At 60.9% G+C, this 25,463-nt stretch carries 21 protein-coding genes; 14 read left to right on the top strand and 7 right to left on the bottom strand.

Features of this window, described 5'->3' with window-relative positions; all coding sequences use genetic code 11:
* Nucleotides 1-194 precede the first annotated feature (194 nt).
* A complete protein-coding gene (locus AC1DYW_RS00740) occupies nt 195-983 on the top strand; it encodes a SapC family protein (RefSeq protein WP_477224773.1) in 789 nt (262 codons plus the stop codon).
* A 180-nt stretch (nt 984-1,163) separates the two neighbouring features.
* Here the strand turns inward: AC1DYW_RS00740 and AC1DYW_RS00735 are convergent, their stop codons facing one another.
* From AC1DYW_RS00735 to AC1DYW_RS00720, 4 genes are all read right to left on the bottom strand, one after another.
* Nucleotides 1,164-1,493 (bottom strand): hypothetical protein, encoded by a 330-nt coding sequence (locus AC1DYW_RS00735; protein ID WP_477224772.1) that lies wholly within the window; start codon nt 1,491-1,493, stop codon nt 1,164-1,166.
* A 104-nt stretch (nt 1,494-1,597) separates the two neighbouring features.
* Entirely contained in the window at nt 1,598-2,194 is a 597-nt protein-coding gene (locus AC1DYW_RS00730; RefSeq protein ID WP_477224771.1) for a hypothetical protein, read from the bottom strand.
* Between the two features lie 26 nt (nt 2,195-2,220).
* Nucleotides 2,221-3,552 (bottom strand): gluzincin family metallopeptidase, encoded by a 1,332-nt coding sequence (locus tag AC1DYW_RS00725; RefSeq protein ID WP_477225551.1) that lies wholly within the window; start codon nt 3,550-3,552, stop codon nt 2,221-2,223.
* Between the two features lie 137 nt (nt 3,553-3,689).
* The gene (locus AC1DYW_RS00720) at nt 3,690-5,567 is read right to left on the bottom strand and encodes a TPR end-of-group domain-containing protein (RefSeq protein ID WP_477224770.1); all 1,878 of its coding nucleotides are present in this window, start codon (nt 5,565-5,567) and stop codon (nt 3,690-3,692) included.
* A gap of 428 nt (nt 5,568-5,995) precedes the next feature.
* Between AC1DYW_RS00720 and AC1DYW_RS00715 the strand changes: the two genes are divergently transcribed.
* The 5 genes from AC1DYW_RS00715 (at nt 5,996) to AC1DYW_RS00695 (ending at nt 11,825) form a co-directional block, all read left to right on the top strand.
* Nucleotides 5,996-6,856 (top strand): DUF1963 domain-containing protein, encoded by an 861-nt coding sequence (locus tag AC1DYW_RS00715; RefSeq protein WP_477224769.1) that lies wholly within the window; start codon nt 5,996-5,998, stop codon nt 6,854-6,856.
* A 130-nt stretch (nt 6,857-6,986) separates the two neighbouring features.
* Nucleotides 6,987-7,619 carry a DUF1963 domain-containing protein gene (locus AC1DYW_RS00710; RefSeq protein WP_477224768.1) on the top strand — a complete coding sequence of 211 codons (633 nt, stop codon included), beginning with the start codon at nt 6,987-6,989 and terminating at the stop codon, nt 7,617-7,619.
* A gap of 567 nt (nt 7,620-8,186) precedes the next feature.
* On the top strand, nt 8,187-9,401 hold the full coding sequence (locus tag AC1DYW_RS00705; protein WP_477224767.1) for a glycosyltransferase family protein: 1,215 nt from the start codon (nt 8,187-8,189) through the stop codon (nt 9,399-9,401).
* A 1-nt stretch (nt 9,402) separates the two neighbouring features.
* Nucleotides 9,403-10,647, top strand: coding sequence for a glycosyltransferase family 4 protein (locus tag AC1DYW_RS00700; RefSeq protein ID WP_457154935.1), 1,245 nt, complete (start codon nt 9,403-9,405; stop codon nt 10,645-10,647).
* Nucleotides 10,644-11,825, top strand: a complete 1,182-nt coding sequence (locus AC1DYW_RS00695) for a glycosyltransferase family protein (protein ID WP_477224766.1) — start codon at nt 10,644-10,646, stop codon at nt 11,823-11,825. Before AC1DYW_RS00700 ends, AC1DYW_RS00695 begins: the two co-directional genes overlap by 4 nt.
* 81 nt (nt 11,826-11,906) lie before the next feature.
* Here the strand turns inward: AC1DYW_RS00695 and AC1DYW_RS00690 are convergent, their stop codons facing one another.
* The gene (locus AC1DYW_RS00690; RefSeq protein ID WP_477224765.1) at nt 11,907-12,581 is read right to left on the bottom strand and encodes a class I SAM-dependent methyltransferase; all 675 of its coding nucleotides are present in this window, start codon (nt 12,579-12,581) and stop codon (nt 11,907-11,909) included.
* Between the two features lie 80 nt (nt 12,582-12,661).
* Here AC1DYW_RS00690 and AC1DYW_RS00685 point away from each other — a divergent pair, with 80 nt between their 5' ends.
* The 4 genes from AC1DYW_RS00685 to AC1DYW_RS00670 all read left to right on the top strand — a co-directional run bounded on the left by AC1DYW_RS00685 (nt 12,662) and on the right by AC1DYW_RS00670 (nt 17,266).
* Nucleotides 12,662-12,919: a hypothetical protein gene (locus AC1DYW_RS00685; RefSeq protein ID WP_095083927.1), complete on the top strand. Its 258-nt coding sequence runs from the start codon at nt 12,662-12,664 to the stop codon at nt 12,917-12,919.
* Nucleotides 12,920-12,935: 16 nt separating this feature from the next.
* Nucleotides 12,936-15,650, top strand: a complete 2,715-nt coding sequence (locus AC1DYW_RS00680; RefSeq protein ID WP_477224764.1) for an ABC transporter transmembrane domain-containing protein — start codon at nt 12,936-12,938, stop codon at nt 15,648-15,650.
* A gap of 182 nt (nt 15,651-15,832) precedes the next feature.
* The gene (locus AC1DYW_RS00675) at nt 15,833-16,282 is read left to right on the top strand and encodes a cyclic nucleotide-binding domain-containing protein (protein ID WP_095083929.1); all 450 of its coding nucleotides are present in this window, start codon (nt 15,833-15,835) and stop codon (nt 16,280-16,282) included.
* A 129-nt stretch (nt 16,283-16,411) separates the two neighbouring features.
* Nucleotides 16,412-17,266, top strand: coding sequence for an MBL fold metallo-hydrolase (locus AC1DYW_RS00670; RefSeq protein ID WP_457154172.1), 855 nt, complete (start codon nt 16,412-16,414; stop codon nt 17,264-17,266).
* Between the two features lies 1 nt (nt 17,267).
* Here the strand turns inward: AC1DYW_RS00670 and AC1DYW_RS00665 are convergent, their stop codons facing one another.
* The gene (locus AC1DYW_RS00665) at nt 17,268-18,032 is read right to left on the bottom strand and encodes a polysaccharide deacetylase family protein (RefSeq protein ID WP_477224763.1); all 765 of its coding nucleotides are present in this window, start codon (nt 18,030-18,032) and stop codon (nt 17,268-17,270) included.
* A complete protein-coding gene (locus AC1DYW_RS00660; RefSeq protein ID WP_477224762.1) occupies nt 18,029-19,117 on the bottom strand; it encodes a glycosyltransferase family 4 protein in 1,089 nt (362 codons plus the stop codon). Before AC1DYW_RS00660 ends, AC1DYW_RS00665 begins: the two co-directional genes overlap by 4 nt.
* Before the next feature lie 74 nt (nt 19,118-19,191).
* Between AC1DYW_RS00660 and AC1DYW_RS00655 the strand changes: the two genes are divergently transcribed.
* From AC1DYW_RS00655 to AC1DYW_RS00640, 4 genes are all read left to right on the top strand, one after another.
* Nucleotides 19,192-20,370, top strand: a complete 1,179-nt coding sequence (locus tag AC1DYW_RS00655; RefSeq protein ID WP_477224761.1) for a DUF3095 domain-containing protein — start codon at nt 19,192-19,194, stop codon at nt 20,368-20,370.
* Nucleotides 20,371-20,455: 85 nt separating this feature from the next.
* A complete protein-coding gene (locus tag AC1DYW_RS00650) occupies nt 20,456-21,799 on the top strand; it encodes a nucleotide sugar dehydrogenase (protein WP_477224760.1) in 1,344 nt (447 codons plus the stop codon).
* 263 nt (nt 21,800-22,062) lie between these two features.
* The gene (locus AC1DYW_RS00645; protein ID WP_477224759.1) at nt 22,063-23,391 is read left to right on the top strand and encodes an adenylate/guanylate cyclase domain-containing protein; all 1,329 of its coding nucleotides are present in this window, start codon (nt 22,063-22,065) and stop codon (nt 23,389-23,391) included.
* A 176-nt stretch (nt 23,392-23,567) separates the two neighbouring features.
* Nucleotides 23,568-25,463 carry an ABC transporter ATP-binding protein gene (locus tag AC1DYW_RS00640; RefSeq protein ID WP_477224758.1) on the top strand — a complete coding sequence of 632 codons (1,896 nt, stop codon included), beginning with the start codon at nt 23,568-23,570 and terminating at the stop codon, nt 25,461-25,463.

The following is a 25,463-nucleotide window of genomic DNA, read 5'->3' as shown; positions in this document are numbered from 1 at the left end:
TCGCGCCAAGTCAATTCGTCGGCACAAACCCCAAAATACAGCACCGCCTGTCCTTTTATGCGCGCAAGAGACGCTGTAGTACTTTGTTCCTGCGCGGGATTGTTTCCAGACCAAGGTCAGCGCAACAAGAACGGATTCCGGGGTTCGGGGTCCGGCAGTGGCGGCCTGATCGGCTTGCGGAAAAGGGACGGACGATGGCAGATGCAAAGACGGAAGTGGCAAGCGATACGATGCCGTTGTTCTACTCGACGCCGGAGGCGCTCAACCCGGTGCGGCATGGCTCGCTCGGCCTGACGGCGCGCAGCGACTTCGGCTTCGCCCGCTCGGCGCACGCCATTCCGGTGGTGGCCTCGGAGATGCCGGCGGCGATGCGCTCCTACCCGATCGTCTTCATCGGCCCGGCCAAGGCGCCGGTGATCATCACCGGCGTGCGCAAGGACGAGAATCTGTTCGTCGATGCCGACGGCAAGTGGACCGGGCCGCACTACATCCCGGCCTATGTCCGCCGCTATCCCTTCATCCTGGCCGAGGATCCGAAGTCGCCCGGCCGGCTGACGCTGTGCATCGACCGGGCAAGCGACCGCGTCGTCGACCAGTTGCTGGCGCCATTCCGCGACGAAAAGATCCTGCCGTTCTTCAACGGCACCGAGGCGACCGAAGCGACCAGGCAGGCGCTCGCCTTCTGCAACCAGTTCCAGCTCGATTTCAACGCCACCCGCGTGATGATCGAAAGGATCGACGCGCACGGCCTGTTCGCGCCGCGCCAGAGCAAGGTGACACTCGAAGGCGGCGAGGTGCTCAACCTCACCGACTTCCAGGTGATTGATGAGCCGGCTTTCAACAAGCTGAGCGACGAGGCGTTTCTCGACCTGCGCAAATCAGGCGCGCTTGGCCTGCTCTACTGCCACCTCGCGTCGACCAACAGCTGGACGTCGCTGGTCCACCAGGCGTCGCTGCGCAAGGCGGGGCTGCCGGCGGGCTGATTTTTCGCTGGCCCTCATGTGGTGAAGGACTTGAGGAGGCAGCTGAGGAAGCCGATCAAGCAGACACTCAACCGCAAAACGTCAAGAACCCGGCAAGATTTTGCCGGCGTGACGGCAAAGCCGTTGATGCCGATGTGACTTGCAGTCGGTCACTGAGTATTTGTTTGGCAGTGACCAGCTTTAGGATACAGTGATAGTTCCATCGTCAGGGCCACTTGCAATCGTTTCACCTGAAGATTTTTTCTTGATCTGAACATAATACTCTCCAGGCGAAGCGCCATGTTCTGCTTTAACCTGAAAGTTGATTTCTGTTGCATTCTCGACTGTTATATCGTCATTGCATAGATATTCGGTGCTCTCTAAAGTAGCAGAGTAAATAAATTTAATTGCCAAGTCTTCTGCCTCTTTAAACCAGCCTGGCGCCACCGTCACACCGACCGTAACCGGATCTTTGCCTCTTACGGCATTCCCTTCAGGTGTAGCGACATGCACTATCTCGACGTTTGCCATGGTCCATCTCCTTCGGCATTTCTCAATTAACGATCAGAAACGCTATCTCCTCGTTTTCAGGCAAATCCGGACGGAAAACCGCTCTCACTTTTCCCGGAATTGCCCTAGTCCAAATCGCCGCGCCCGCCGCGGTTCATGGCGCCACCGGACCGTCCCATCGCACCGCCAGACCTGCCCATCGCGCCGCCTGATCGCCCCATCGCACCGCCGGATCTGCCCATTGCTCCACCCGATCGACCAAACGAACGCGGGTCCAGCTCTGCATTCAACAGGACATCTTCCAGTGTTCCGGTGTCGAGTTCCAGCCGCATTGTCAGGTCACTCTTGTCGTACACCCAGACCAGCATTCCGCGCGCAAACGAGCCTATCTGCGATGACAATCCGGTATAGGCAGGGTCGCTTGGACCGCGGCTCATGACCTTGAGATCGGTGTTTCCCGGGGCTGGATAATCAACCGCGGTGCCAGGCCCATGGACAAGAAGTATGGTCGGTCGGGCCAGCTCGTAGAACTGCGCCTCGAAGGTGAACGCATAGATCCTTGCCAGCAGGCTACCGGAGGCGTCGATCTGGTTCTGCAGGAATCTGTTGTTGCCAGGCCTTGGGGGCCGTCCCCCATCGATCCTCTTCTTAAGCTTCAAATCTTCAAGAACTCTACCGAACAAATGTATGGCCGAGGTATTTAGAATGGTTTCAGGTATCATGGATCACCCCATCTTCTGCATGTCGATCAAAACTCAGCGCCACTTCTGGACATCCAATATTTCTCGAAATAGCTCATGTCCGGCAGACGCGCCTGGTCCAGCGGAAGAGCGATTCGGCCCTCGTGAAAATGGCTCTTTCGGCTTGGTTTCGTCAGGCGAGGCCCGGCGCGGTAGCGAAAAATCCCTCTCCGGTCGAAATCTCGGAAGATGATCCTCGATAGTTCTCCCCCGGTCACACTGTCGTCGACTGCGAGCATCGCTCTCGCCACGTCACCGTAGTCCAGGAAATCCGGGGCGAGAGCCCACAGCGTCTCGGCAAGAAGGGTACCCACGATATCCCGCGCGTCGAGCAGCGCTTCGACGAAACCTTCTGGATTGCGAGCGAAATCGCGGTCGAAGACTTCCTGGACCGGCAGCTCCGCTGCTGGGTCGATCTCGGCGAGGTCGGCAAGATTTTCGGCCTCCGGCGAAATCAGTCCTCGAGCCACCAGGCTCTCGTGAAAGACATCGACCAGAATGTCGAAGACGGCGCCCGTGAGAGGTTGCGACAGTGCATGCTCGTCGGTCCAGCCGTCGGCAAAGTCGGCCATCGTCAGTTTGTTGTTGGCCTCGCGTATCTGGCGGTGCGGCGAGAATTCCGAGAAGCGAGAGAGTTGGTTGGCGATGTAGAGATTCCCGCGTGTCGTCGTCAGAACATTTTCGATCACGGAGGGAAAATGCATGGCCGAAATCAACGAAACGCAGTCGGAAAAGGCCTCCTGAAAGCCCAGATATTCGGGGAACTCAGCTCCCGGGTCAGGTATGCCGAGGACGCTGTAGACGAATGCATGGCCAACCTCGTGCGCGATGATATCGAAGTCGAGGCTGAAGGGGAGCGCGCGTCCGTCTTTCAGGAATTGGCTGCCGAGCTCGAGGAAGCCATAGCCGTATTGGGCGTTATCCCAACCCGGCAGGATCGAGATTTCCAGACGGTCGTAATGATCGCGGAAATGCCAGGTGAGCGGCTGGCCGATGTAACGCTCCCAGACGTCGAGCGTGAAGCGCACGCAACCGAACGCGTGCGCTGCTTCGAAGCCAGGCGTCGAGGGCTGATAGTGATCGAAATTGCCCTCTTCGTCCGGAACGGCCGGATCGAGGATCGCTCGCGTCCAGGGCGGCAGGGAGATGACGGGCGTGCCCAACGGGCCGTGGTTGACGCCATAGGGCCGCGTCTTGTCGACCGGCTCGACGACATACATAAGATCGTCGGACGGGCCAGGTCCGACGCTGCCTCGCGGGGAAGAAACCGTAATGATCTCAGGGCTTGACGTAGGGTCCTCGAACGGAGGCTGAACGAACAACCTGAACCGGGTACCCATTCCCCACCTCTCGGTTATATTAGTAAGATAACATAATATCCGTGGAATGGCGAGGGCGTTGGTTTGTCGGGTAAATCTTCCTGAAGGCCGGTTCTTGATTGTCGGCAATAAAATTGCCTCAAGAACAATGCCTATCGCTACTGCAGGAGCTGGAGCAACTTCTGGTAGCGAGGATGACTGCGAACAGAGGCGAAATCGGAATCGTTCTTGAACCAGAGTCTCATCTCGGCGCCAGCCTGCGGCAGCCACGCTTCCAAAAGGTCGATCGAGCGTTCGAACTCCCCCAACAACGCATAGGTGCAAGCGGCGTTGTATTGGGTGTTCATATCGCTAGGGTCGATCGCCAGAGACCGGTCAAGCCACTTCGCTGCCCTATCGCCTTCACCAAGGAAGGCCAGCACGATCGCGCCCAGGCAGGCACAATTGGCGTTCTCCGGATGCAGACGGAGTTCCTCTTCAGCTCTCTCCATCGCGATCCGCGCATAAAGCTCCGCGTCGTTCTGCTGGCCGAGAGTGCGGAAGACGTTCACCAGCATGACCGGTGCGCCGTAGTCGGTCGGTTTGATCTCCATCGCACGCTTGAAGTACGTCGCGGCGAGCTCGAACTGGCCGCCGGTTACGCAGAACTCGGCATAGTAGCGGTTGGCCTCGTGGCAATTGGGGTCGAGCGCGAGAGCCTGTTCGAACGCCGCGGCGGCCTCGGAACGGCGGCCGGCGAGGGACAGGGCAAAGCCCCTGGCTGAATGCGCCTCGGCCAAATTCGGGTCCAGAGCCAGGGCTTTATCGGCGGTCGCGAAAATGTCGTCCACTTGGATCGGTGAGCCGTACATCGACTGAAGGCGTACGTCGCTGACCGCCAAGCCTGCATATGCGCGGGCATATCCCGGATCAAGCTCGATGGCCCTGATATAACTTTGTCTGGCCATCAGGTGGTTCGCCCTGGTCGCGATGTGGCTGTAATCGCGGCCTCGAAGATAATGCGTATAGGCGTCCACATTGTCCGTCGGCGCCTTCTCAATAGCCTTCTTCTCCTCGGGCAGGAGCCTGACCCTGAGTTGCGCCACGACCGCCTTGGCGATTTCGTCCTGCACGGCGAAGATGTCGGTGAGGTCGCGGTCGTAGCGGGCAGCCCAGACGTGTCCGTCTGTGGCGCCCTCGATCAGCTCGGCATTGATCCTGACCCGGTTTCCCGCCTTGCGGACGCTGCCCTCGACAATGTAGCCGACGCCAAGCTCCCTGGCGATGCGTTCCATCTTGTCGGTCCTGCCCTTGAAGGCGAAGACCGTATTGCGGCTGAGCACGAACAGGCCGGAGACGTTCGAGAGGTCGGTTATGATATCTTCAGTGATGCCGTCACTGAAATACTGCTGGTCGGGATCATTGCTCAGATTGGCGAAGGGTAGGATCGCCACCGACGGCTTGTCGGACCGCACCAGCGTCTGGACGCTCCCGGCCGCAACATGCGTCTCGACATGCGCGGCGCCCTGGTCCCAGTTGGCGAAATAGACGTGCAGCGGCTGAGCAATGTTCTTGACGGTCCTGGCGCCCTGATCGGCGAAGTCGACGCCCAGCTTGTTGCCGACCGCATGGCGCACCGCTTCCGAGCAGGCGATGCCGCCGGGTATCGCGAGGCCCTGCAGCCGCACCGCAAGATTGACGCCGTCGCCGTGGAAATCATCACCGTCGACGATGATATCGCCAAGGTTGATGCCCATGCGAAACTTGAAATGCCGGTCCTCGGGGATGCCGGCATTCCGCTCGGACATGCCGCGTTGGATCTCGACCGCGCAGCGCGCCGCATTGATCACGCTGCCGAACTCCACCAGGAAGCCGTCACCCATCACCTTAAAGATGCGCCCACCATGCTTGGTGACGGTCGGATCGAAGAACTCCCGTCGATGCTGCCGAAGGAGATTGAGAGTGTGCTCTTCGTCAACCTCCATAAGACGGCTATAGCCGACCACATCTGCGGCCAGGATCGCCGCCAGCCGACGTTCAACATGCTCCTCGGACATGTCGTCTCCTGAAATCGCAGACAATCGTTCTGCCTGATTTAGTTCTATCTGATTTACCTCCTCGGCGCCAACGTCGACGTCGTTCGCGGGAGTAGGAACGAACGGAAGTGACCCAGGACATCTATGACGATCCCGAATTCGTCGAAGGCTACAGCCGGCTGGGCCTTTCGGCCGAAGGCTTGGCAGGAGCGATGGAATAGGACGCTTCAGGGCTTCCGAGGCGCTTGGCCTGCTCTACTGCCATCTCGCGTCGACCAACAGCTGGACGTCGCTGGTCCACCAGGCGTCGCTGCGCAAGGCGGGCGGCCAGCCTGGCTGATTTCAGCCGCTGCACTGCCTGATCGGCCCCTTGCTTGCGCAAGGCCTCATATAACGGCAATAATTCGGCTTCGGGAGGAGGCGACGCAGCCGACGATGGGGGTAGCGTCATGGCGAATCTGATGCCGTTGCTTGTGGCCGGGGCGATGCTCCTGATCGTTGGCAGCCTGATCTATCGCGGCATTGCCGGGCTGTTTTCCGGTTCGGCTTCAAAAGGCAAACCACAGGACAGTCCCGCCTTGCCGGTCGGCAAGGCTCGTCAACGCACGCTGGCATCGTCTGAAGCGGCCCACGCCGCATCGCCTCGGCCCAACACTGCGGCGGAAAAGTTGATCGCCGACTTGCAGCAGCAAGCCAAGGACAGCGACGACCAGCGCAAGGCGAAGTCCAAAGCGCATGTCGAGCGCAAGATCCCGCCGATTTCCGTCGATGGCCGCGAAGCGATCGAACGGGGGCAAGCGGCGCGCATCGCGATCAGGCACGTCTTTCCGCCGCGTCTTCCCCAACGCAGCATGAGCTATTTTGGCGGGCTGCCGATCGTCCCGGATGAATTCGACTGGCCGACGGTTCACAATCGGCAGGGATTGCTTGAGCGCCTCAATTTCATGGCGCAAATCGACTGTTCGGACCTGCCACCGGGACCTGGCCGCGACCTGCTGCCCGACAAGGGCTACCTCTATTTCTTCGCGCCGATGTCCGACACGTTTGGGTCGGACGCGCTACACTTCGTGACCCGGTATGAACCGCGCCGGGTGACGCAGAAGTGGCAGCCGCTCGACATGCCCTCCACCGCCAAGATTCTGGGATCGGATCCGACGGACGAAATCCTGCGGGGCAAGCGAACCCACTATGATCGGGTCGAGGTCGAATTTGCCTGGATCGAGGAGCCGACCGACGCCGAAGTCGCGGCGCGTGCGGACGAAGGGTCATGCCTTCGAGGTCGCGGACAAGATTCGCGCCGAAAGGGTTGAGGCCTTCTACGGTTCGCCTGTTACCCCCGATCCGCTGCTTTCCGCTCATCAGGCGCCGAAGGACACGCTTTGGACGCCATATCCGGGTTTTCCGGCCAATTGGCATACTGCGCGGATCGTTCGAAAGCTCGTGGAAGCATATCACCGCGAAGAGACGGCCGACGTCACGGCACAGCTGAAGGCGCTTGGTGATGTTGTCGAAGACGATCCGGAGGCCAAGCGACTACGGCTGGTGCAGCGCGAACTGTCGGCATTCGGTTCGAAGATGTTCAACGCTTTCTTTCCGACGGTCAATGCCGGACTGAAGGAATATGACGCACCTCCAGCCGAGGTGAAGCAGCAGATCGTTGCCTTCCTGGAAGACTTGCGCGCCAACGGCATGCCGTCATCTTCTCCGGCGCGGCGGCCGCATCATCGCCAACTTCCGCAGGTGATGAACCATTGGCTTTCAATCGCGGCGATCCGGGGCGCCGAGGGTGGACTGACAGATCCGGACGGTGCGGCGTTGATAGGCCGGGAAGTCGTAGCCGCCCTGTCTCACCGCCACTCACCCCGTGGCCATCAGATGCTTGGCAAGGGTGAAGTCATCCAGGTCGCAGCCGACGAGATGAAGGACCGCTACCTGCTGTTGCTCCAGATCGGGCCGGATATGGCGGTCGATTGGACCGTTGGCGAGATGGGGCCGCTTCAATATTGGATCACGCCCGAGGACCTTGCGGCCAAGCGGTTCGAGAACGCACTTCTGACAGTCGAAGCCTACTGACCGGTGTTTGGTCAGGGAGCGTCTGAGCGCTTTGGCATCCTCGCCGGCTATCGCAATGGCGGGATCGGATCACGGCCTGCGGGTCGCAATTGCAAGTCGAGATTGGGGAACTATCCCGCTCGTCCCCAGTGCCAGGCAGCAAAAGAGGTCCGGTTACCCGCCCCTTTGTTGTTTTCAGACATAACGAAGATTTGGAGGCGGTTGAAGCGATTCGAACGCTCGACCCCAACCTGGCGATATGAATCTGTGCCAACGCTGCCCCATCGGAATCTCCGCCACGGATGCGATAAACCGTTGAATTTGCTATCTATCGACCAATCCTGGCTTCGCCCTGATGCGCGATTGGCACCCCGTTTGCTGTCGCCTCTGCTTCCATTGCGCCTGGACATGTGGCAAGCGGGCAGCTGAGCAGACGCGGCTTCCTGGCTTCAGCATATGGACCCTCTCGGGTAATACGAATTGAAAATTGCGCTGTCATGTTTCAAAACAGGTCGGTAGACCCGCGAGTTTCGAAGCCTGCGGGGTCGCCACGGTCCTCAGGGCGAGAATCCTAAAAGACGTTCAGCAATGACCCAGCACGTACAAAACGCTCGAATTCTCATGTACAGCCACGACACGTTCGGGCTCGGCCACTTGCAGCGCTGCCGGACGATCGCGCATTCGCTGGTCGAGGATTTCCGCGGACTTCAGGTGCTTATCATTTCGGGCGCGACCATCGCTGGCGCCTTCGACTACCGCGCCCGTGTCGACTTCGTGAAGATCCCCAGCGTCATCAAGTTGCGCAACGGCGAATACACCTCGCTGGAAAAGCATATCGATCTGCATGAGACGCTAAGGATGCGCCAGTCGATCATCCGCCACACAGCCGAGACCTACCGGCCGGATATCTTCATCGTCGACAAGGAACCGCTCGGCCTGCGCGGTGAGATCGAGGACACGCTGTCCTACCTCAAGACGCGGGGCACCACGCTCGTGCTTGGCTTGCGAGAGGTGATGGACGCGCCGAATCTGCTCGAAGCAGAGTGGGCACGCAGGGATGTAATGCGCAAGATAGGCCTGTTCTACGACAAGGTCTGGGTCTATGGTCCGCCGGATTTCTACGATCCGTTGACGGGCCTGGATGTGCCGCCAGCTGTCGGGGCAAAGATGAAGTTCGTCGGTTTCCTGCAACGGAGCCTGCAGCGGAACGAGATGCCCGGCCACCGGCCCGAGGGCGACTATATCCTCGTGACCACCGGTGGCGGCGGTGACGGCGCCGAACTGATCCACGACGTCTTCGATGCCTATCAGCAGGATCCGCAATTGCAGCATAGGGCGCTGATCGTGCTTGGGCCTTACATGCCGGCGCGCAAGCGCAACAAGCTGGTCAGGAAGGGGTCCAAGATCCCCTATATCAAGATCATCGAGTTCGACAACCGCATGGAAGACCTGATTGCCGGCGCCAAGGCGGTCGTGGCGATGGGCGGCTACAACACCTATTGCGAGATCCTGTCTTTCGACAAGCCGGCGCTGATCGTGCCGCGCGTCAAGCCCCGCGAGGAACAGCTGATCCGCGCACGGCGCGCAGCTGAACTCGGCCTCATCGAGATGCTCTTGCCGGAAGAAGCCAAGGATTCCCAGCGGTTTGCCGATGCACTGAAGGTGCTGCCGGACCGGCCCCGCCCATCGCAGAGCAATCCGCATCTGACGCTGGAAGGGCTGCCTCATATTTCCGAAATCGTCGCGGAACTGCTCGAGCGGCGTGCCGGCCATCACCTTTCGGTCATTGAAGGCATGAACTGAGTTGCAACATCGCAAGATCGTCGTGGTTCTGAAAGGCTATCCGCGGCTGTCGGAAACCTTCATCGCGCAGGAACTGCTCGGTCTGGAGCGTGCGGGGTTCGACCTGATACTGTTCGCGCTCAGGCGGCCGACCGATGCAAAACGCCACCCCGTGCATGACGAGATCAAAGCGCCGGTCCACTATCTGCCGGAATATCTGCATGAAGAGCCGCTGCGCGTGGTTCGCTCGCTGTTTGCTCATCTGCTGCGGCCGGGCTTCTGGCGCGCGCTCGGATCGCTGGCGACCGATATCCCCCGCGACTTTACGCGCAATCGCGCGCGCCGTTTCGGGCAAGCGCTCGTGCTGGCGGCTGAATGGCCGGAAGACGCGGGCTGGCTGCACGCACATTTCGCGCACACGCCGGCATCGGTGACGCGCTATGCCAGCCTGCTTCGCGGCCTGCCCTGGAGTTGCTCGGCCCATGCCAAGGACATCTGGACTTCGGCGGACTGGGATCTGGCCGGCAAGCTTTCCTCGGCGCGCTGGACGGTCACTTGCACGAAAACCGGCTTTGACCGTCTGACAAAACTCGCCAACGGCAATTCGTCCGTGCATCTGAGCTATCATGGGCTCGACCTTGATCGCTTCGGCAGTTTCGGCGAGGCGCGAAAACAGCATGACGGCTCGGTGCCGGACGAACCGGTTGTCGTCTTGAGTGTCGGGCGCGCCGTCGAAAAGAAAGGTTACGATACCTTGCTGGAGGCCCTTGCCCTCTTGCCTGGTGATCTGGCGTGGCGTTTCGAGCATATCGGCGGCGGCGAGGAACTGGGACGGCTCAAGGCGCTGGCGCAAAAGCTCGGACTGGATGGTCGCGTCTCCTGGAAAGGCGCGCTTGCGCAGGAGGAGGTGCTTGAGCACTACCGCTGCGCCGACATCTTCGCCCTGGCCTGCAGGATCACCGCAAATGGCGACCGGGACGGTCTGCCGAATGTCCTGGTGGAGGCGGCCAGCCAGCGGCTTGCCTGCGTGTCGACCGATATTTCCGGCGTGCCGGAGCTGCTATCGCCTGAAGATACCGGGCTGCTGGTTCCGACGGAAAACCCAATCGCCCTGGCACAGGCGCTGGAGCGCCTGATCCGTGATCCCGTGCTGCGCGCCCGCCTCGGCGATGCCGCGGAGCGGCGCGTGCGCGGCGATTTCGATCATACGGCAAGCATTGGACAGCTCAAGGAACTGTTCGAGCGGGAGTGGCGGGCCGCCGAATGAAGCGGCTGCGCGCTTTCTTCTACGTCCAACACCTGCTCGGCATTGGCCATCTCGCGCGCGCCAGCCGCATTGCGGCGGCTCTGGCCGATGACGTGTTTGACGTCACCGTCGTAACGGGCGGAGCGCCGATTGCCGGGTTTCCGGGACCGGGTGTAAAATCTGTCACCCTGCCACCTGTCACCTCCGGCGATGAAGGATTTTCCGGACTTGTCGACCTGCAGGGCAAACCCATCGACGATGATTTCAAGAAACGGCGTTCGGAGATGCTGCTGCAGGCATTCCGGGAGTGCAGGCCTGATATCGTCATTGTCGAGGCGTTTCCATTTGGACGCCGGCAGATGCGTTTCGAACTCTTGCCGCTAGTCGAGGCCATCGACGCGACGTCGCCCAGACCGCTGCTGGCGACGTCCGTGCGTGATATCCTTCAGGAGCGTGTCAAGGCGGGCCGAAACGAAGAAACGGTCGATCTCATCAACAGGCATTTCGACCTTGTCATGGTCCACGGCGATCCGGCTTTCGCAACCATCGACAAGACATTTCCACTGGCTGAAGCGATCAGGGCCGAGGTCACCTACACAGGGCTCGTTGCCGCGCCGCCATCGGCCGCGGCCTCCGAGCGCTTCGACGTTCTGGTGTCGGTTGGCGGCGGGGCTGCCGGAAAGAGCCTTGTCAGGTCCACCATAGCAGCGGCGCGCAATGCCAACAAAGGCTGGAAATGGTGTTTGATCACCGGCCCAAACCTGCCGAAAGACGAGTTTGACGCGATCGCACGCGATGCCACGCCGGGCCTGTCCATCTTCCGGTTCCGCGAGGATTTCGCCAGCCTGCTGACCGGCGCCCGCCTGTCAGTCTCGCAGGCGGGTTACAACACGGTCTGCGATGTGCTGCGCGCGGGTTGTCGCTCCCTGCTCGTTCCATTTGCAGCCGGCGGCGAAACCGAACAGACGGTTCGCGCCCTGATGCTCGAAGACCTCGGTCTTGCAACAGTGCTGACGGAAAAGGACCTAACGCCTGAAGGTCTGGCGCAAGCGATCGAACAGGCGCTTGTGGGACCGACGCCATCCGCGCATCGTCTCGACCTGGAAGGTGCGCGCCACGCGGCGCAAATCCTGCGCGAGCGGTATCGAATCTGGTCCCTGAAAGCGGGGCCTGGTTTCGGAAAAGTTCACGGATCCTAGGGCGGTTCATCGTTTCACGGACCGCCCTATCTCTTTGTTTTGACGCAATTCCCCCAGGGGAAGGCGCTACGCGCTATGCCATCAAACAGTTCCAATCAGCATGAAGCGCGTATAATTTTTTGTCGGCAGTTCGCCGGAGAACCGCACCTCCCGCAGCGCCGCCATTGCTTCGAAGGCTGCAAGTGAAGCTACGCAGTTGATGTGCGTCGGCTCGCTGAAATAATCGTTCGATTGCAGCAGTACATTTGTGCCCCGCGGAAGCAGGGCAAGCCAGGCGCCCAGATCGGCTATGTGCTCGCAGCTCGTATTGACCGTCAGATCGGGCCGCGCGGCCGCATAGTCGAGTGCGTACATATCCGCTGTGACCGCCCGGAAACGGTCGCCGGCTTCCCGGTTGAGGGTCCGGGCGACCGGCGCGACTTCGGGATCGATGTCGATGCTATCGACCGCCGCGATGTCGAAGCGGGCGTCGTTGAGAAGCATCGCCGGCAAGACGCCGTACCATCCACCCAGAACCCATATGCGGCCGAACCGGCCGCCGAAGCTTTCGAACAGCCTGTCGCGCGCCCACATCTTGCAGGCGACCTGCTTGTGGTTGAAGGCATTGGCGATATCGGCCTCCGGATGCTTGGCGACGACGCGCGCCAGCCCTGCCACGAGAGGGCTGTTGACATAGGCAGCAATTCCCCGCGTGAGGTCCAGGGCTTGCTCGTGCCAGTCCATGCCGGCATTGCGCGGTTGCGTAACATCCATCATATTCGTCTTGTATGTTGGGATTTCGGGCGACACAACGCAATCTTGCCTCCCGCAAGGCCGTTTGATTCGCGGACGTGATTATGCTGCAAGCCGCTTCGCCATTGCCCGGTGCCGGAGAGAGCCTGTTGCGTCTGTCCGGACCATCGGCGCCGATCCGCCAGCGCCTGCCGCGCAACTGGGGCCTCGTGCTGGAACGCGCCGCCTCACAGGTTCCTTACGGAGTCGAGCGCAGGACAATCGCCGTCCACTGCAGCTTCGAGCTTGTCGCTGGCGACGAAGAAATCGCCGATCCGCCATTCGCCAGCAGGTGCTCTTGCATCCTGCATCCTTCCAACTGAAGGTCCACAGTCGCATATGGAACCCAGCCTAGCCCGCTATATCTGGACGCACACCAAGAAGCAGCAGGTCTGGATATTGATCATCGTCTTGCTTTCGATGATCCCGTATTTCATGTCCTTCGACCTGCCGAAGCTGATCGTCAACGGCCCGATCCAAGGAAGCGGCTTCGAGCAACCCGGCGCGACCCGGCCATTCATGAAGCTACACTACAACCTGCCGTTCATTGGAGAGGTCCAGTTCTTCTCCGGTTTTCAGCTCGACCGCAAGGAGACGCTGTTTGCCCTGAGCCTTGTGTTCCTCTTGCTGGTCGTCATCAACGGCCTGTTCAAACTCTACATCAACACCTACAAGGGCCGCCTCGGCGAACGCATGCTGCGGCGTATCCGCTTCGATCTGGTCGATCGTGTGCTGCGGTTTCCGCCGGTTTACTTCAAGCGGGTGAAATCCGCCGAAGTGGCGACCATGGTGAAGGACGAGGTGGAGCCGCTGGGCGGCTTCATCGGCGATGCCTTCCTGCAGCCGGTACTGCTCGGAGGCCAGGCGCTGACGGCCATGCTGTTCATCATGGTCCAGAACGTCTGGCTCGGAATGATAGCGGTCGTGATCGTGGTGATCCAGATCGTGCTCATCCCGCGAATGCGGCGGCGGCTGATCGTGCTCGGGCGCGAGCGGCAGTTGACGGCGCGGGCGCTTTCGGGCCGGGTTGGCGAAATTGTCGACGGCATCGGCGCGGTCCACGTCCACGATACATCAAACTACGAGCGCGCCGACATAGCTGCCCGGCTCGGGCTCATCTTCAAGATCCGCTTCGACCTTTACCAATGGAAATTCATGGTAAAGTTCCTCAACAATTTTCTCGCGCAGCTCACGCCCTTTCTGTTCTACATGATCGGCGGGTATCTGGTCATCCAGGGACGGCTGGACGTCGGCCAGCTCGTGGCCGTGATCAGCGCCTACAAGGACCTGCCCGGACCGATGAAGGAGCTGATCGACTGGGATCAGGCGCGGCAGGATGTCCAGGTCAAATATCAGCAGGTCGTTGAACAGTTCACCGTCGACGGTCTCATTGAGCCGAAAATCGGGGCATTGACGATCGACGATCCCGGTCCGATGACCAACCCTCTGTCGGCGATCGGTCTGTCCATAGCGGACGATGGCGGTGCCATGCTCCTCGACCGCATCTCCCTCCAGGTCAAGCCGGGTGAGACGGTGGCGTTGGTCAGTACCGCAACAGGTGGAGCTGAGGCGCTTGCAGAAGCTTTCGCCCGGCTGAACTGGCCGGACAGCGGAAGGGTCATGTCGGGCGCCGATGACCTGCTTGAACTCCCCGAAGCAGTGACCGGCCGGCGCATGTCCTATGCCTCGTCGGATGTTTTCCTGTTCCAGGCCAGCCTTCGCGATAACCTGCTCTACGGGTTGAAGCATGCGCCGCTGACATCGGTGACGTATGACGGCGCTGCGGCAGACCAGCACCGCTGGAACATGCACGAAGCGCGCCGGTCGGGTAATCCGGATCTCGATATCCACAGCGACTGGATCAACTATGCTTCCGCCGGGGCTACCGGCCCGCACGACCTCTTTGAAGCCGTGCGCAGGGTGCTCGACGCGGTTGTCCTGTCGCGCGACATTCTGGATCTTGGCTTGCGCTCTTCGGCCGACCTCACGCGTCACACGGAGCTTGCCAGGCGGATCGTCGAACTGCGTGCGGCGCTGCGAACCCGGCTGGAGCAGGAAGGGCTGAGCGGACTGGTGGTTCCTTTCGAACCGGGCGCCTACAACAAGGAAGCGACGATCGGCGAAAACCTGCTCTTCGGCGCTGCCGCCGGCCCCAAGCTGGCCGACAGGGCTCTGGCTGCCAATCCCTATTTTGCTTCCGTGCTGAAAGAAGCCGGCCTCGACCGCACGCTCTACGAAATGGGCATGGAGATCGCCGGACAGGCGATCGAGCTGTTTGCCGACCTGCCGGCCGACCACCAGTTCTTCCAGCAGCTCGCCTTCATGAGCGCCGAGGAGATACCCGCCTACGAAACCTTGCTGCAACGGCTCAAGAACCGTCCCCACGAGGCGGTTTCCGAGAACGACCGCGCCATGATCGTCACCTTGAGCTTTGCCTATATCGAGCCCCGGCACCGCTTCGGCCTGCTGAGCGACGAGCTGATGAGCAAGATCGTCGCCGCGCGCAACCATTTCTATGAAAGCCTGCCGCCCGAGCTGCAAGATGCGATCGAACGGTATGATCCCGCCAAATACATTGCCGCAGCCACCGTCATGGACAATGTCCTGTTCGGGCGTGTGGGCAACAGCCATCCCGACGCGCCGGACCGCATACGCTCCATCGTCTATGACATTCTTGACGAACTTGGGCTCTATGCCGAACTGCTGGATGTCGGCCTCGACTTCAACGTCGGCTCCGGCGGCAGGCGGCTGACCGGTGGACAGCGACAGAAGCTCGATGTTGCCCGGGCCCTGCTCAAGCGTCCCGATTTTCTCATTCTAAACCGGCCGCTGTCGGCGCTCGACCATCGCATGCAGGAGAAGGTGCTGCGAAATGTGCTCGAGGCAGCCAGGTGCGACGGCCATTCGCCGGCAATAGTGTGGGTCGTGACGAGTCCGGCAATGGCGGCGATGTTCGATCGCGTTGTCGTCTTCGACTCGGGTCAATTGGTGGAAGACGGAACACACGAGACACTTTTGGCAGGCAACGGTATCTTCAAGGAACTGCTGTCATAGAGGGATGGACATTCAGATGGGATCATTCTGCCGGTGGGAATTTGTCAGGCGGCATCGCTCGACCAAACAACATCGGGCTCGCCATCGCGTGGTTCGCTTCGCCATCCCGGAAACAGAATTGATTCCATCCGGGCGTTCGTTGCTCTAGTCTGGCAAACGCGAATTTTGGGAGGTTTGCGACAATGCTGCTCAAGGATGAAGTTGGAATGCTGCAACGCATTCCCCTGTTTTCCGGCATCGAGTCGACAAAGCTCAAGCTGCTTGCGTTCACATCCGACCGGGTAAGCTACAGCGCCGGCCAGATCCTTTTCCGGCAGGGCGACGAGGGAGACGCCGCCTATGTCATCCTTTCAGGCAGCGCGGATATTCTGGTCGATTCCGACAGCGGACCGATAAAAATTGCCGAAATGGTGCCAAATTCGATTGTTGGCGAGATTGCCATACTGTGCAACAGCTCGCGCACAGCCACCGTCAGAGCGGCCAGTCCGGTGGAAGCCCTGAGAATCCGCAAGGATCATTTCCTGAGGCTTATGCGGGAGTACCCGGAAATGACCATCGAGATATTGCGGGTTCTTGCCGACCGCCTAAGCCATACGACCGCGGATCTGATCGACGCACGAAGCGCTAAATAACGAATGGCGCGGCTTCAATCCTCGCCGTCGCGATGGCACGGCCTCTGAGAGGGCCACCCGGAGAAAACCTGTCTCGCCTAGTAGCCGTTGTTTGGCTACGATGGGTGACGGGGAGTACGAAGGGCTAGCATGGACGACGATGTTTTCCTGGTCAGGTTTTGGGGGGTGCGCGGCAGCATTTCGGTATCGGGGCCAGAATTCTCCCGCTATGGCGGCAACACCATCTGCATCGAGATGCGATGCGGCAGGCATACGCTTCTGTTCGACGCGGGCTCTGGCCTACGGCCCGCCGGCGCGGCGCTTCGGGCGTCGGGCGTGACCGATTTCGACCTGTTTTTCACCCATTGCCATTACGATCATATCATCGGGCTACCGGTGTTTGCGCCGATCTATGACCGGAGTATCAAGATTGCGCTTTGGTCCGGGCATCTTGCAGGACGCATGACGACCAGGCAGATGGTCGATGAGTTCATACGGCCGCCGTGGTTTCCGGTGACACTGGATATCTGCAAGGCAAGCCTCGACTACCACGATTTCGTATCCGGAGACGTGCTTCGGCCGCGCAAAGGGGTGGTGGTCCGAACCGGCAGCCTTGTCCATCCGGGCGGCTGCATAGGCTACCGGGTCGAATGGGGCGGCCGCGTCGTGGCGGTGATCACCGACACCGAGCATGAGCCGGACAAACTCGATCAGGCGGTGCTCAGCCTGATCGAAGATGCCGACCTCGTCGTTTACGATTGCACCTACACCGAGGAGGAAATGGAACGGCGCCGCGGTCATGGGCACTCGACATGGCAACAGGGCGTCAAACTCTGTGAGGCGGCCGGTGCGCGGGGGCTCGCCCTGTTTCACCACGATCCGACACGCACCGACGAGCAACTGGACGAGATCGAGAAACTGGCCAGAAAAAGGTTTGCCGGCGCTTTTGCCGCGCGCGATGGCCAGACGCTCAAATTCCCAGTCTCATTGCACAAGAAGCGCTGAGCTATTTTCGCCTACCGGCGCTGCGCTCGATCAATGTCCTGATCGGAAGCCACGCGCAGGCTTCAGTCCGTGCGCTGACCGTGAACAGCCGTTCGAGGAAAAGCCAGGCCGATTCATCATGGACGAGATGGTGGGTGAGCAGGCCGACCGGTTCGCCGCCGTCGCATGCATGCTGCAATTGCGCGACGATCGCCTGAACCAACAGGCCATGATCGCGGCAGCCGCGCGTGCCATGCCAATCCATGATGTCGACATTGCTGTTGATGACCGCCAGGGAAGCCGGCTTCGGCGGCCCATAGACCGACAATGCCGCAAATCCTATCGATCCAAGGTCGGATACCAGGCCGGCGTCGATCCTGTTCCAGGGTGGCACCAGCATCGGAACGGCACATGCGCCGTGCAGGCCGGTTATGCGCGACAGCCCGCGAGCCAGATCATCCAGCACCGCCGCGCGTGGCCGATGCGCGCCGAGCTCCTGCTTTTTCTGGTCCCCGGGCGCATGATTTCGGTGCGCCCAGCCATGGATGGCGACCGTGGCGTGCGGCGTCTCGTCAAGCCGGACGACAAGCTTCTCATCCGTCAGGGCCGGAATGACGGCCAGGGTGACCGGAACCGCGAATTTCCCGGTGAGGTCGAGCAGCCGATCAAGCTCAGGCGTCGGCTCCACGGCGTCATCGTCGCGCAGCCAGAACTCCGCCTTGCGGCCCGCCCGTTGCCAGCGCGCCAGTTCTGCCACCAAGGGCTGCCAGATCCGATCGGGTGTCATGAAACGGGGATCCTCGAAAGAAGTTCGGCCAGACGCGCGGCAGCAGCACCAAGGGAGCGTTCTTCGAGGATGAAACGTCTGGCTTTTTCGGCCATGATGGTTCTTTCGTCGTTATGGGCCAGAAGCCTTTCGATGGCGGAAGCGAACGCCGCCACATCGCCCGGCGGGGTGAGAAACCCGGTCTGGCCATCCCGCACGACCTCCGGCACGCCGGCAATGTCCTGAGCCACCACCGGAAGGCCGGCGGCCTGTGCTTCAAGATAGGCAACGCCATAGGCCTCGCCGTAGCCCGGCCAGACGTAAATTCCCCCCCTGTAGAGCACATCAGGCACGGCGGCCGGCTCGATCGCGCCAAGCCATTCGATACGGTTGGCCGGCAAGCCGGCGAATTGCGCTTTGACCTCGTCACGGGCGGGCCCGTCCCCGACGACCGAAATGGTCCAGGGCAGATGGCGGATCGGACCGAGCGCCTGAGCCAGCATGCGATAGCTTTCGACCTTGTCGCCCTGGCGCATCATGGCGACGGTAACGAGGCGCGTCGGACAACCCCGTGCCGGCATTTCCCGGAATACCGATGTGTCGATGAAGGGCCAAAGCATACCGAGAGCGGCGTCGGGAATCGCATTTGCCAGTCCTTGGCGATCCCTTTGCGTGAAGCAGATGTTCAGCGCCGCCTGTTCGACGGCTGCCGCCACCAACGCTTGCGTGTCGGCCCACAAGCCGGCGTTGCGCCGCCTCGAATAGGAGGCTTCCGCGGTCACATAGGGGACGGCAAAGGCCGATGCCAACTCGGGGCCGACCAGGTCGGGCGCCTTGTAATAGGGATGATAGGAGAACCAGAGATCGGGCTTGCCGTGACGATCCCAAAGCTTTGTCAGCCGTGCGGCTTCCTCTCGGGCTTCGATCTTGAGCGCATCGAAACTTTTCGGCTCCGGCTCGCGTAAATAGAAGCGCAGTTCGGATGCCAGTTCGACGCTATGCCCTCCATGCTCCAGCGCCTTGACCAGCATCCGCGCCATCTGGCGGTCGCCGGAGGCAACTGGATGATTGGGCGACTTCAGCGGCGCGTAGAAGGCAATTCGCATCGCGCGACCCTATCATCGGAAAGCCTGCGCAAGTCAATTTCGTAGCATGATCGACTTCACCTCTAAGCAGTGGAATGTGCTATCTGATGGTCATGGAAACAGCTGCCGCGCCCGACCCGTTTGTCGCGTCCTTGCCGGTCTTCGCAAAGTTCGAAAGCGTTGCCGATATCGACAATTATCGGCCTTTGCCCGATGGCTGGGCGCTGGCCACCGCCGACATCGTCGGCTCGACCAAGGCGATCGAGGCTGGGCGCTATAAGACCGTCAATATGGCCGGCGCCAGCGTCATCTCGGCACTGCTCAATGCGCTGGGCCGGCAAGATCTTCCCTTTGTCTTCGGCGGCGACGGCGCGCTCGTGGCGTTTCCCGGCTCGGCGCTGGAGATCACCCGCAACGCGCTGGCGGCTGTCCAGAGATGGGTGGCGGACGAACTGGACCTGACCTTGCGTGCCGCGATCGTGCCGATAAAGGATGTAAGAGCGCACGGCTTCGACGTTCGCGTGGCGCGGTTCCAGGCCTCCGAAGCAGTCTTCTATGCCATGTTCGCCGGCGGTGGCGGCAGTTGGGCGGAAGCCGAGATGAAAGCGGGGCGCTACCGCATCGATCCTGCGCCGGCCGGCGCGCGGCCGGATCTGACCGGCCTCTCCTGCCGCTGGAACCCAATCGAAGCCCGCCATGGCGAAATCGTCTCGATCATAGCCATACCGGGGGCGTCGCGCGACTTGCGCGGTTTTCAGTTCCTGGCTTCCGACATCATCGCCCTCGCCGGCAGGGAGGAACGCGATGGCCACCCGGTGCCGGTGAACGGACCGGGCTACAGTTTGCTGCCCGCCGGCCTCGATATCGAGGCGCGGGCCACCGCGCCGGCAGGATGGCGGTGGGCGTCGAAGCTGTGGATAGTGTTTCTGATGACGCTTACGGCTGTCACCGATCGATTTGGCTGGACGATCGGCCGTTTCGATCCGAAGGTCTACAAACGCGAAGTGGCCAGCAATTCGGATTTCCGGAAGTTCGACGACGGCTTGAAGATGACCATCGACGTTGACGCGGATGTGTTGCAACGGATCGAGAACCGCCTGAAACAGGCGGAAGAGGCGGGCATCTGCAACTATGGCCTGCACCGCCAGAAATCGGCCTTGATGACATGCCTCGTCGCCTCGCCGCTGCAGCGCGATCATCTTCATTTCATCGATGGTGCCGCCGGCGGCTATGCGATGGCTGCCGCAAGCCTGAAGGCGAAGGTGCCGGTCTGACGACGGCTTGCGGAAATCGTTTTTCCGCAATATGCCTCGGCCATGGGAGCGGACAGCCTGTCCGAATTGACGGGAAAGCAGATTCTTGGACGCCTCACAATCGACATATGACCGTCTTCTGAGCCGTATCTCGACGCGCACCGCGCAAGTCGGCGTGATCGGACTGGGCTATGTCGGTTTGCCGCTGGCGGTTGCGATCGCACGCGCCGGCTTCCCGGTTTCCGGCTTCGACATCGAAGCCCGGAAGGTCGAGAGCCTGAACGCCGGCCAATCCTACATCGAGGCGGTGACGTCGACAGCCCTCGCCGGCCAGGTGGCAAGCGGACGGTTCCGGGCCACTGCGGATTTTGCCGAACTGGCGGTCTGCGATGTCATCATTATCTGCGTCCCGACACCGCTGACGAAACACCGCGAGCCGGACCTCTCTTTCGTCAGGGACACGGCAGCCACCATCGCCAAGCACCTGCGTCTCGGCCAGCTGATCGTGCTGGAATCGACCACCTATCCCGGCACCACCGACGACGTGATCAAGCCCATATTGGAAGAAACCGGGTTGCTGTCGAAGACAGACTTCTTCCTCGGCTTCTCGCCCGAACGAGAGGATCCCGGCAACCGCAGCTTTGAAGTCGCGACGATCCCCAAGGTCGTGGCAGGCGACGGCATTGAAGCGGCGACGCTCGTGCAGGCTTTCTACCAGGGTGTGGTCAAGACCGTCGTTCCGGTTTCCACCACGGCGACCGCGGAGGCAGTCAAGCTAACGGAAAACATCTTCCGCTCGGTCAACATAGCCCTGGTCAACGAGTTGAAGGTCGTGTTCGGTGCGATGGGCATCGACATCTGGGAGGTGATCGAGGCGGCAAAGAGCAAGCCCTTCGGTTACATGCCTTTCTATCCTGGCCCCGGACTTGGCGGGCACTGCGTTCCGATCGATCCCTTCTACCTGACGTGGAAGGCGCGCGAATACGAACTGCCGACCCGCTTCATCGAACTGGCGGCGGAGATCAACACGGCCATGCCGCGTCATGTGGTCGATCAACTGGCGAAGGCGCTGGACCGGCGCTGCGGCAAGGCGCTCAGCCGCTCGCGCATTCTCATCATCGGGCTCGCTTATAAGAAGAATGTGCCCGACATCCGCGAAAGCCCGTCATTGCGGCTCATTGAACTCATCGAGGAATGGGGCGGCAAGGCGGAATTCCACGATCCGCATGTGGCTGAGATTCCCAGCACACGGGAGCATATGGCGATCAAGGGGCGTCGCTCGGTCGAATTGACCGAGGCGGCCTTGAAGGATTTCGATGCTGTGGTCATTGCAACCGACCACGACGCGATCGACTATCAGGCGATCGCCGATCACGCTCATCTGATCGTCGACACGCGCAATGTTTTTGGCCGTCTCGGACTAGCCCGGGAAACGGTGGTGAAGGCCTGACGGCGTCTTGCCGGCGAATTTTTTCGACCGATGTCAGGATCGTGGTTGCACTCCGCCGGCAGCCTCGCCACATGATGGCGCAACAGACAAACGCAGTTACGCCCGCTCCTTGCCTGCAACGACAGTCATTCGGGAAATTCTTCGCCGGCTTTTTCCGCCGAAGCCGGCTTCATTGACTTCGAGGGCCTTATCCTTGGATCGTTGGCGGACTGTGTTGTGGCGGATCAAAGGAGTGGCCCATCTTGGACGGGTTTGGAGATAGCATGAGCACAGAAATTTCCACCATTCTTGTGGATAAGGTTGCCGATTGGCTGACCCAATCGGCGCTCGAGGGCAACGACCTGGAAACATTGGTAAAAGGCTTTTGTGAGCGGCTGGCTGCCGCCGGCCTGCCACTGAAGCGGGTGCATCTGAGCTTTTCGATGCTTCATCCGCTTTATGACGCGCTTGGCTTCACCTGGTTTCGCGGCCAGGGCCTCGAAGTGGAAGGCTTCCGCAACGAGGGCGGCGTGCCGTCCGACAGGTTCGTGACCAGCCCATATTACCACCTGCTCAGCAACAAGCTCGACCATCTGCGGCGCCGGTTCGACCCGTCGGTGCCGTCGGAGTTTCCTGTTTTCGATGAACTCAGGCTTATGGGCGTCACCGATTACATGGCTTTCGTCCATCCCTTCAGCGGCAACACCACGCAGGGCATGATGGGGTCTTGGTCGACCGACAGTGCCGCAGGCTTCAGCGACAGCATGATTTCGGCGCTGCTGCGCATCCAGAACCATCTCGCTATCGCAACCAAGATGGCGGTCCTCACCAAGCTCGCCGACAACATGATGACCACTTATCTCGGCGGCGACGCCGGCAGGCGCGTGCTGGACGGCCAGATCAAGCGTGGTGAGGGTGATACAATCCGGGCCGCCCTGGTCATGGCCGATATGCGCGGGTCGTCAAGGCTTGCCGAAACCTCCGGCCGCGAAATCTATATCGATACCCTGAACCAGTTTTTTGACGCCGTTGCCGCACCTTTCAATCGCAAAGGCGGGCAGATCATGAGTTTCATTGGAGATGGCTTCATTGCCGTCTACCCTTGCGAAAGGCACCGCTCGCAGTCCGAGATCGCCTGCCAGGCTGCTCTTGCGGCGGCGCACAAGGCCAGCGCGCGCATGATGGATCTCAATCTGCGCAGGAAGCAGCAGGGGTTGAGCGACATAGGCTTTGGTATCGGCCTGCATGTCGGCAATGTGATGTTCGGCAATGTCGGGCTTACCGATCGGCTCACATTCTCTGTCTTCGGCTCGGCTGTAAACGAAGTCCAGCGCCTCCAGACGCTGACCAAGAAATATCCGCACAGCGTTCTCGCCAGCAAAGACTTCGCCAGCTATTGCGGCACCAACAGCTGGCAAACGCTCGGTAACGAGGAACTGGCGGGCATCAAGAAGCTGACGGTGCTTTCACCCGATCTGTCGGGCGCTCTCGCGCTTGATGAAGACAGTGCAATGGAGCCGATTCACGATCGGATATCGGACGCCGAGCAGGTCATGCTGCTTCATCGCGATGCCGCCGGGCTGTCGGCGGGCGACCGGCGGAAGCTCCAGTAACCGCCACGATCTGATCCGAACGCTTTTGGTCTGCAGTCCGGTCGCCGGTTCCGTCAGGGAACTGGCGACCGTTTAGAATCCAAGTTGCTCTAGGCTGGCAATGCGCTAGTCTCGCTTTTCTGGGCCTGAGCCAGGCAGGCCGCCAGAGTGGGGCTGGTGTGAGAATGAATTCGGGTATGAATTCGGGTGTTGACCTGCTGCGGATCGAAGATGTTGGCATCTCTTTTGCCATTGTCGGGGGACCGTTGCATGCCGTCAGGCGTGCGAATCTTCGCGTCCTACCAGGCAAGGTTACCGCGCTTGTGGGCGAGTCCGGTTCGGGAAAATCGGTTCTCAGCCAGGCCGTGATGGGCATCTTGCCGAAGACTGCCCATGTTCGCGGCCGTATCCTGTTTTCCGATCCTGAAAAGCCCGGCACAACGCAGGATATCCTGCAGATGCCGCGTGACGGGCCCGAAATTCGGGCATTGAGAGGCAGCCGCATCGGCAAGATCTTCCAGGAGCCGATGACGTCGCTGTCGCCGCTGCACACGATCGGCAACCAGGTCAGCGAATCCCTGCAGATTCATACGCCCATGGCTCGGGCGGAGCGCAAGGCGCGGACCGAGGAAATGCTCGGCCTTGTCGGGTTTCCCAATCCCAAGCGCGCCTATGACATGTATCCGTTTGAACTTTCGGGAGGATTGCGTCAGCGCGCCATGATCGCCATGGCGCTTATCTGCCGGCCGGCCTTGCTGATCGCCGACGAGCCGACGACGGCGTTGGACGTCACCATCCAGGCGCAAATCCTGCAGTTGCTGCGCGAGCTTCAGACCAAGCTGAACATGGCGATGCTGCTGATCACGCACGACCTCGGCGTGGTCGCCAATGTCGCCGACGAGGTGGTGGTCATCTACCATGGCGAGATCATGGAAGCGGGACCTGTCGAGGCGATATTCCGCCGGCCAGGTCACCCTTACCTGAAGGGCCTGATGGCAGCCGTTCCGCATTTCGACCTGAAGCCTGGCGAAAGGCTAAAGGCGCTCCGCGAGGTGCCTGTGAATGTCGAGAACCTGCTTGGCAAGCAGACGGCGCCGGCATCGAAGGGGCCGGACGACATCCTGCTGTCCGTCAGGGATCTCACGAAGACTTTCACCACCCGCAAGTCCGGATGGTTCAGCGGGGGTCATCAAACCTCCGTTCGCGCCGTGGACGGCGTGAGCTTCGATATCAGGCGGGGTGAGTGCCTGGGTCTGGTCGGCGAAAGCGGCTCCGGCAAAACCACCGTCAGCAAGATCCTCATGCGGGCTGTCACCCCCAGTGGCGGCTCCGTGATCTTCAACGGCCGCGATGGACCGATCGAGGTCCTGGAAGCCGAGGGAAACGCCCTGCGCATGCTGCGCGCGAAAATCCAAATGGTCTTCCAGGATCCGGTTTCGTCGCTTTCACCGCGCATGACGGTGGAGAACATCTTGAGCGAGCCGCTCGAAATCCATCAACGTGGCAATGCCGCATCCCGACTCGCCACGGTCAAGAGCCTGATGCAGGCAATCGGGCTCGATCCGCGCTTCATCAAGCGTTATCCGCACAGTTTCTCCGGCGGGCAGCGCCAGCGTATCGGCATCGCGCGGGCGTTGGCGCTGGGGCCTGAACTCCTTATCTGCGACGAGCCGGTTTCGGCGCTCGATGTCTCTGTCCAGGCACAGATCCTGAACCTTCTGAAGGACCTGCAGAAGGAACTGGGCCTGACCTACCTGTTCATATCCCACAATCTGGCAGTGGTGGACTACATGGCGGACCGCATCGCGGTGATGTGCGGCGGGCGTATCGTCGAGCTTGCGCCGCGCGAAATTCTGCTTCGGAAACCGGTCCACCCCTACACGCGCTCACTGGTCGCCGCAGTGCCTTTCCCCGATCTCGACAGGCCGATGGATTTCAAGACGCTGAAGCTCAGCGGCGCTTCCGACACCAGCGCATGGGGACCGCAGTTCCGCGACGAGGGCGAAGAGGATGTGCTGTCACCGCTCGATCTTGGCGGCGGCCACTTGGTGCTGGCCAGACGTTCGGCCGATGTCAGCGAGCTACGCCATTGA

The sequence above is a fragment of the Mesorhizobium sp. P2_D5 genome (assembly GCF_056404355.1).
Note: the sequence above shows the minus strand (reverse complement) of the source record. Positions and strands in the feature narration are given on the sequence as shown.

Coding starts and splice junctions, on each gene's coding strand:
- AC1DYW_RS00685 (WP_095083927.1), top strand. CDS start 12,662: ATGCTGCAAGCCGCTTCGCCATTGCCCGGTGCCGGAGAGAGCCTGTTG.
- AC1DYW_RS00640 (WP_477224758.1), top strand. CDS start 23,568: ATGAATTCGGGTGTTGACCTGCTGCGGATCGAAGATGTTGGCATCTCT.
- AC1DYW_RS00715 (WP_477224769.1), top strand. CDS start 5,996: ATGGCGAATCTGATGCCGTTGCTTGTGGCCGGGGCGATGCTCCTGATC.
- AC1DYW_RS00675 (WP_095083929.1), top strand. CDS start 15,833: ATGCTGCTCAAGGATGAAGTTGGAATGCTGCAACGCATTCCCCTGTTT.
- AC1DYW_RS00740 (WP_477224773.1), top strand. CDS start 195: ATGGCAGATGCAAAGACGGAAGTGGCAAGCGATACGATGCCGTTGTTC.
- AC1DYW_RS00660 (WP_477224762.1), bottom strand. CDS start 19,117: ATGCGAATTGCCTTCTACGCGCCGCTGAAGTCGCCCAATCATCCAGTT.
- AC1DYW_RS00705 (WP_477224767.1), top strand. CDS start 8,187: ATGACCCAGCACGTACAAAACGCTCGAATTCTCATGTACAGCCACGAC.
- AC1DYW_RS00735 (WP_477224772.1), bottom strand. CDS start 1,493: ATGGCAAACGTCGAGATAGTGCATGTCGCTACACCTGAAGGGAATGCC.
- AC1DYW_RS00730 (WP_477224771.1), bottom strand. CDS start 2,194: ATGATACCTGAAACCATTCTAAATACCTCGGCCATACATTTGTTCGGT.
- AC1DYW_RS00690 (WP_477224765.1), bottom strand. CDS start 12,581: ATGATGGATGTTACGCAACCGCGCAATGCCGGCATGGACTGGCACGAG.
- AC1DYW_RS00655 (WP_477224761.1), top strand. CDS start 19,192: ATGTGCTATCTGATGGTCATGGAAACAGCTGCCGCGCCCGACCCGTTT.
- AC1DYW_RS00695 (WP_477224766.1), top strand. CDS start 10,644: ATGAAGCGGCTGCGCGCTTTCTTCTACGTCCAACACCTGCTCGGCATT.
- AC1DYW_RS00680 (WP_477224764.1), top strand. CDS start 12,936: ATGGAACCCAGCCTAGCCCGCTATATCTGGACGCACACCAAGAAGCAG.
- AC1DYW_RS00720 (WP_477224770.1), bottom strand. CDS start 5,567: ATGTCCGAGGAGCATGTTGAACGTCGGCTGGCGGCGATCCTGGCCGCA.
- AC1DYW_RS00645 (WP_477224759.1), top strand. CDS start 22,063: ATGAGCACAGAAATTTCCACCATTCTTGTGGATAAGGTTGCCGATTGG.
- AC1DYW_RS00670 (WP_457154172.1), top strand. CDS start 16,412: ATGGACGACGATGTTTTCCTGGTCAGGTTTTGGGGGGTGCGCGGCAGC.
- AC1DYW_RS00665 (WP_477224763.1), bottom strand. CDS start 18,032: ATGACACCCGATCGGATCTGGCAGCCCTTGGTGGCAGAACTGGCGCGC.
- AC1DYW_RS00725 (WP_477225551.1), bottom strand. CDS start 3,552: ATGGGTACCCGGTTCAGGTTGTTCGTTCAGCCTCCGTTCGAGGACCCT.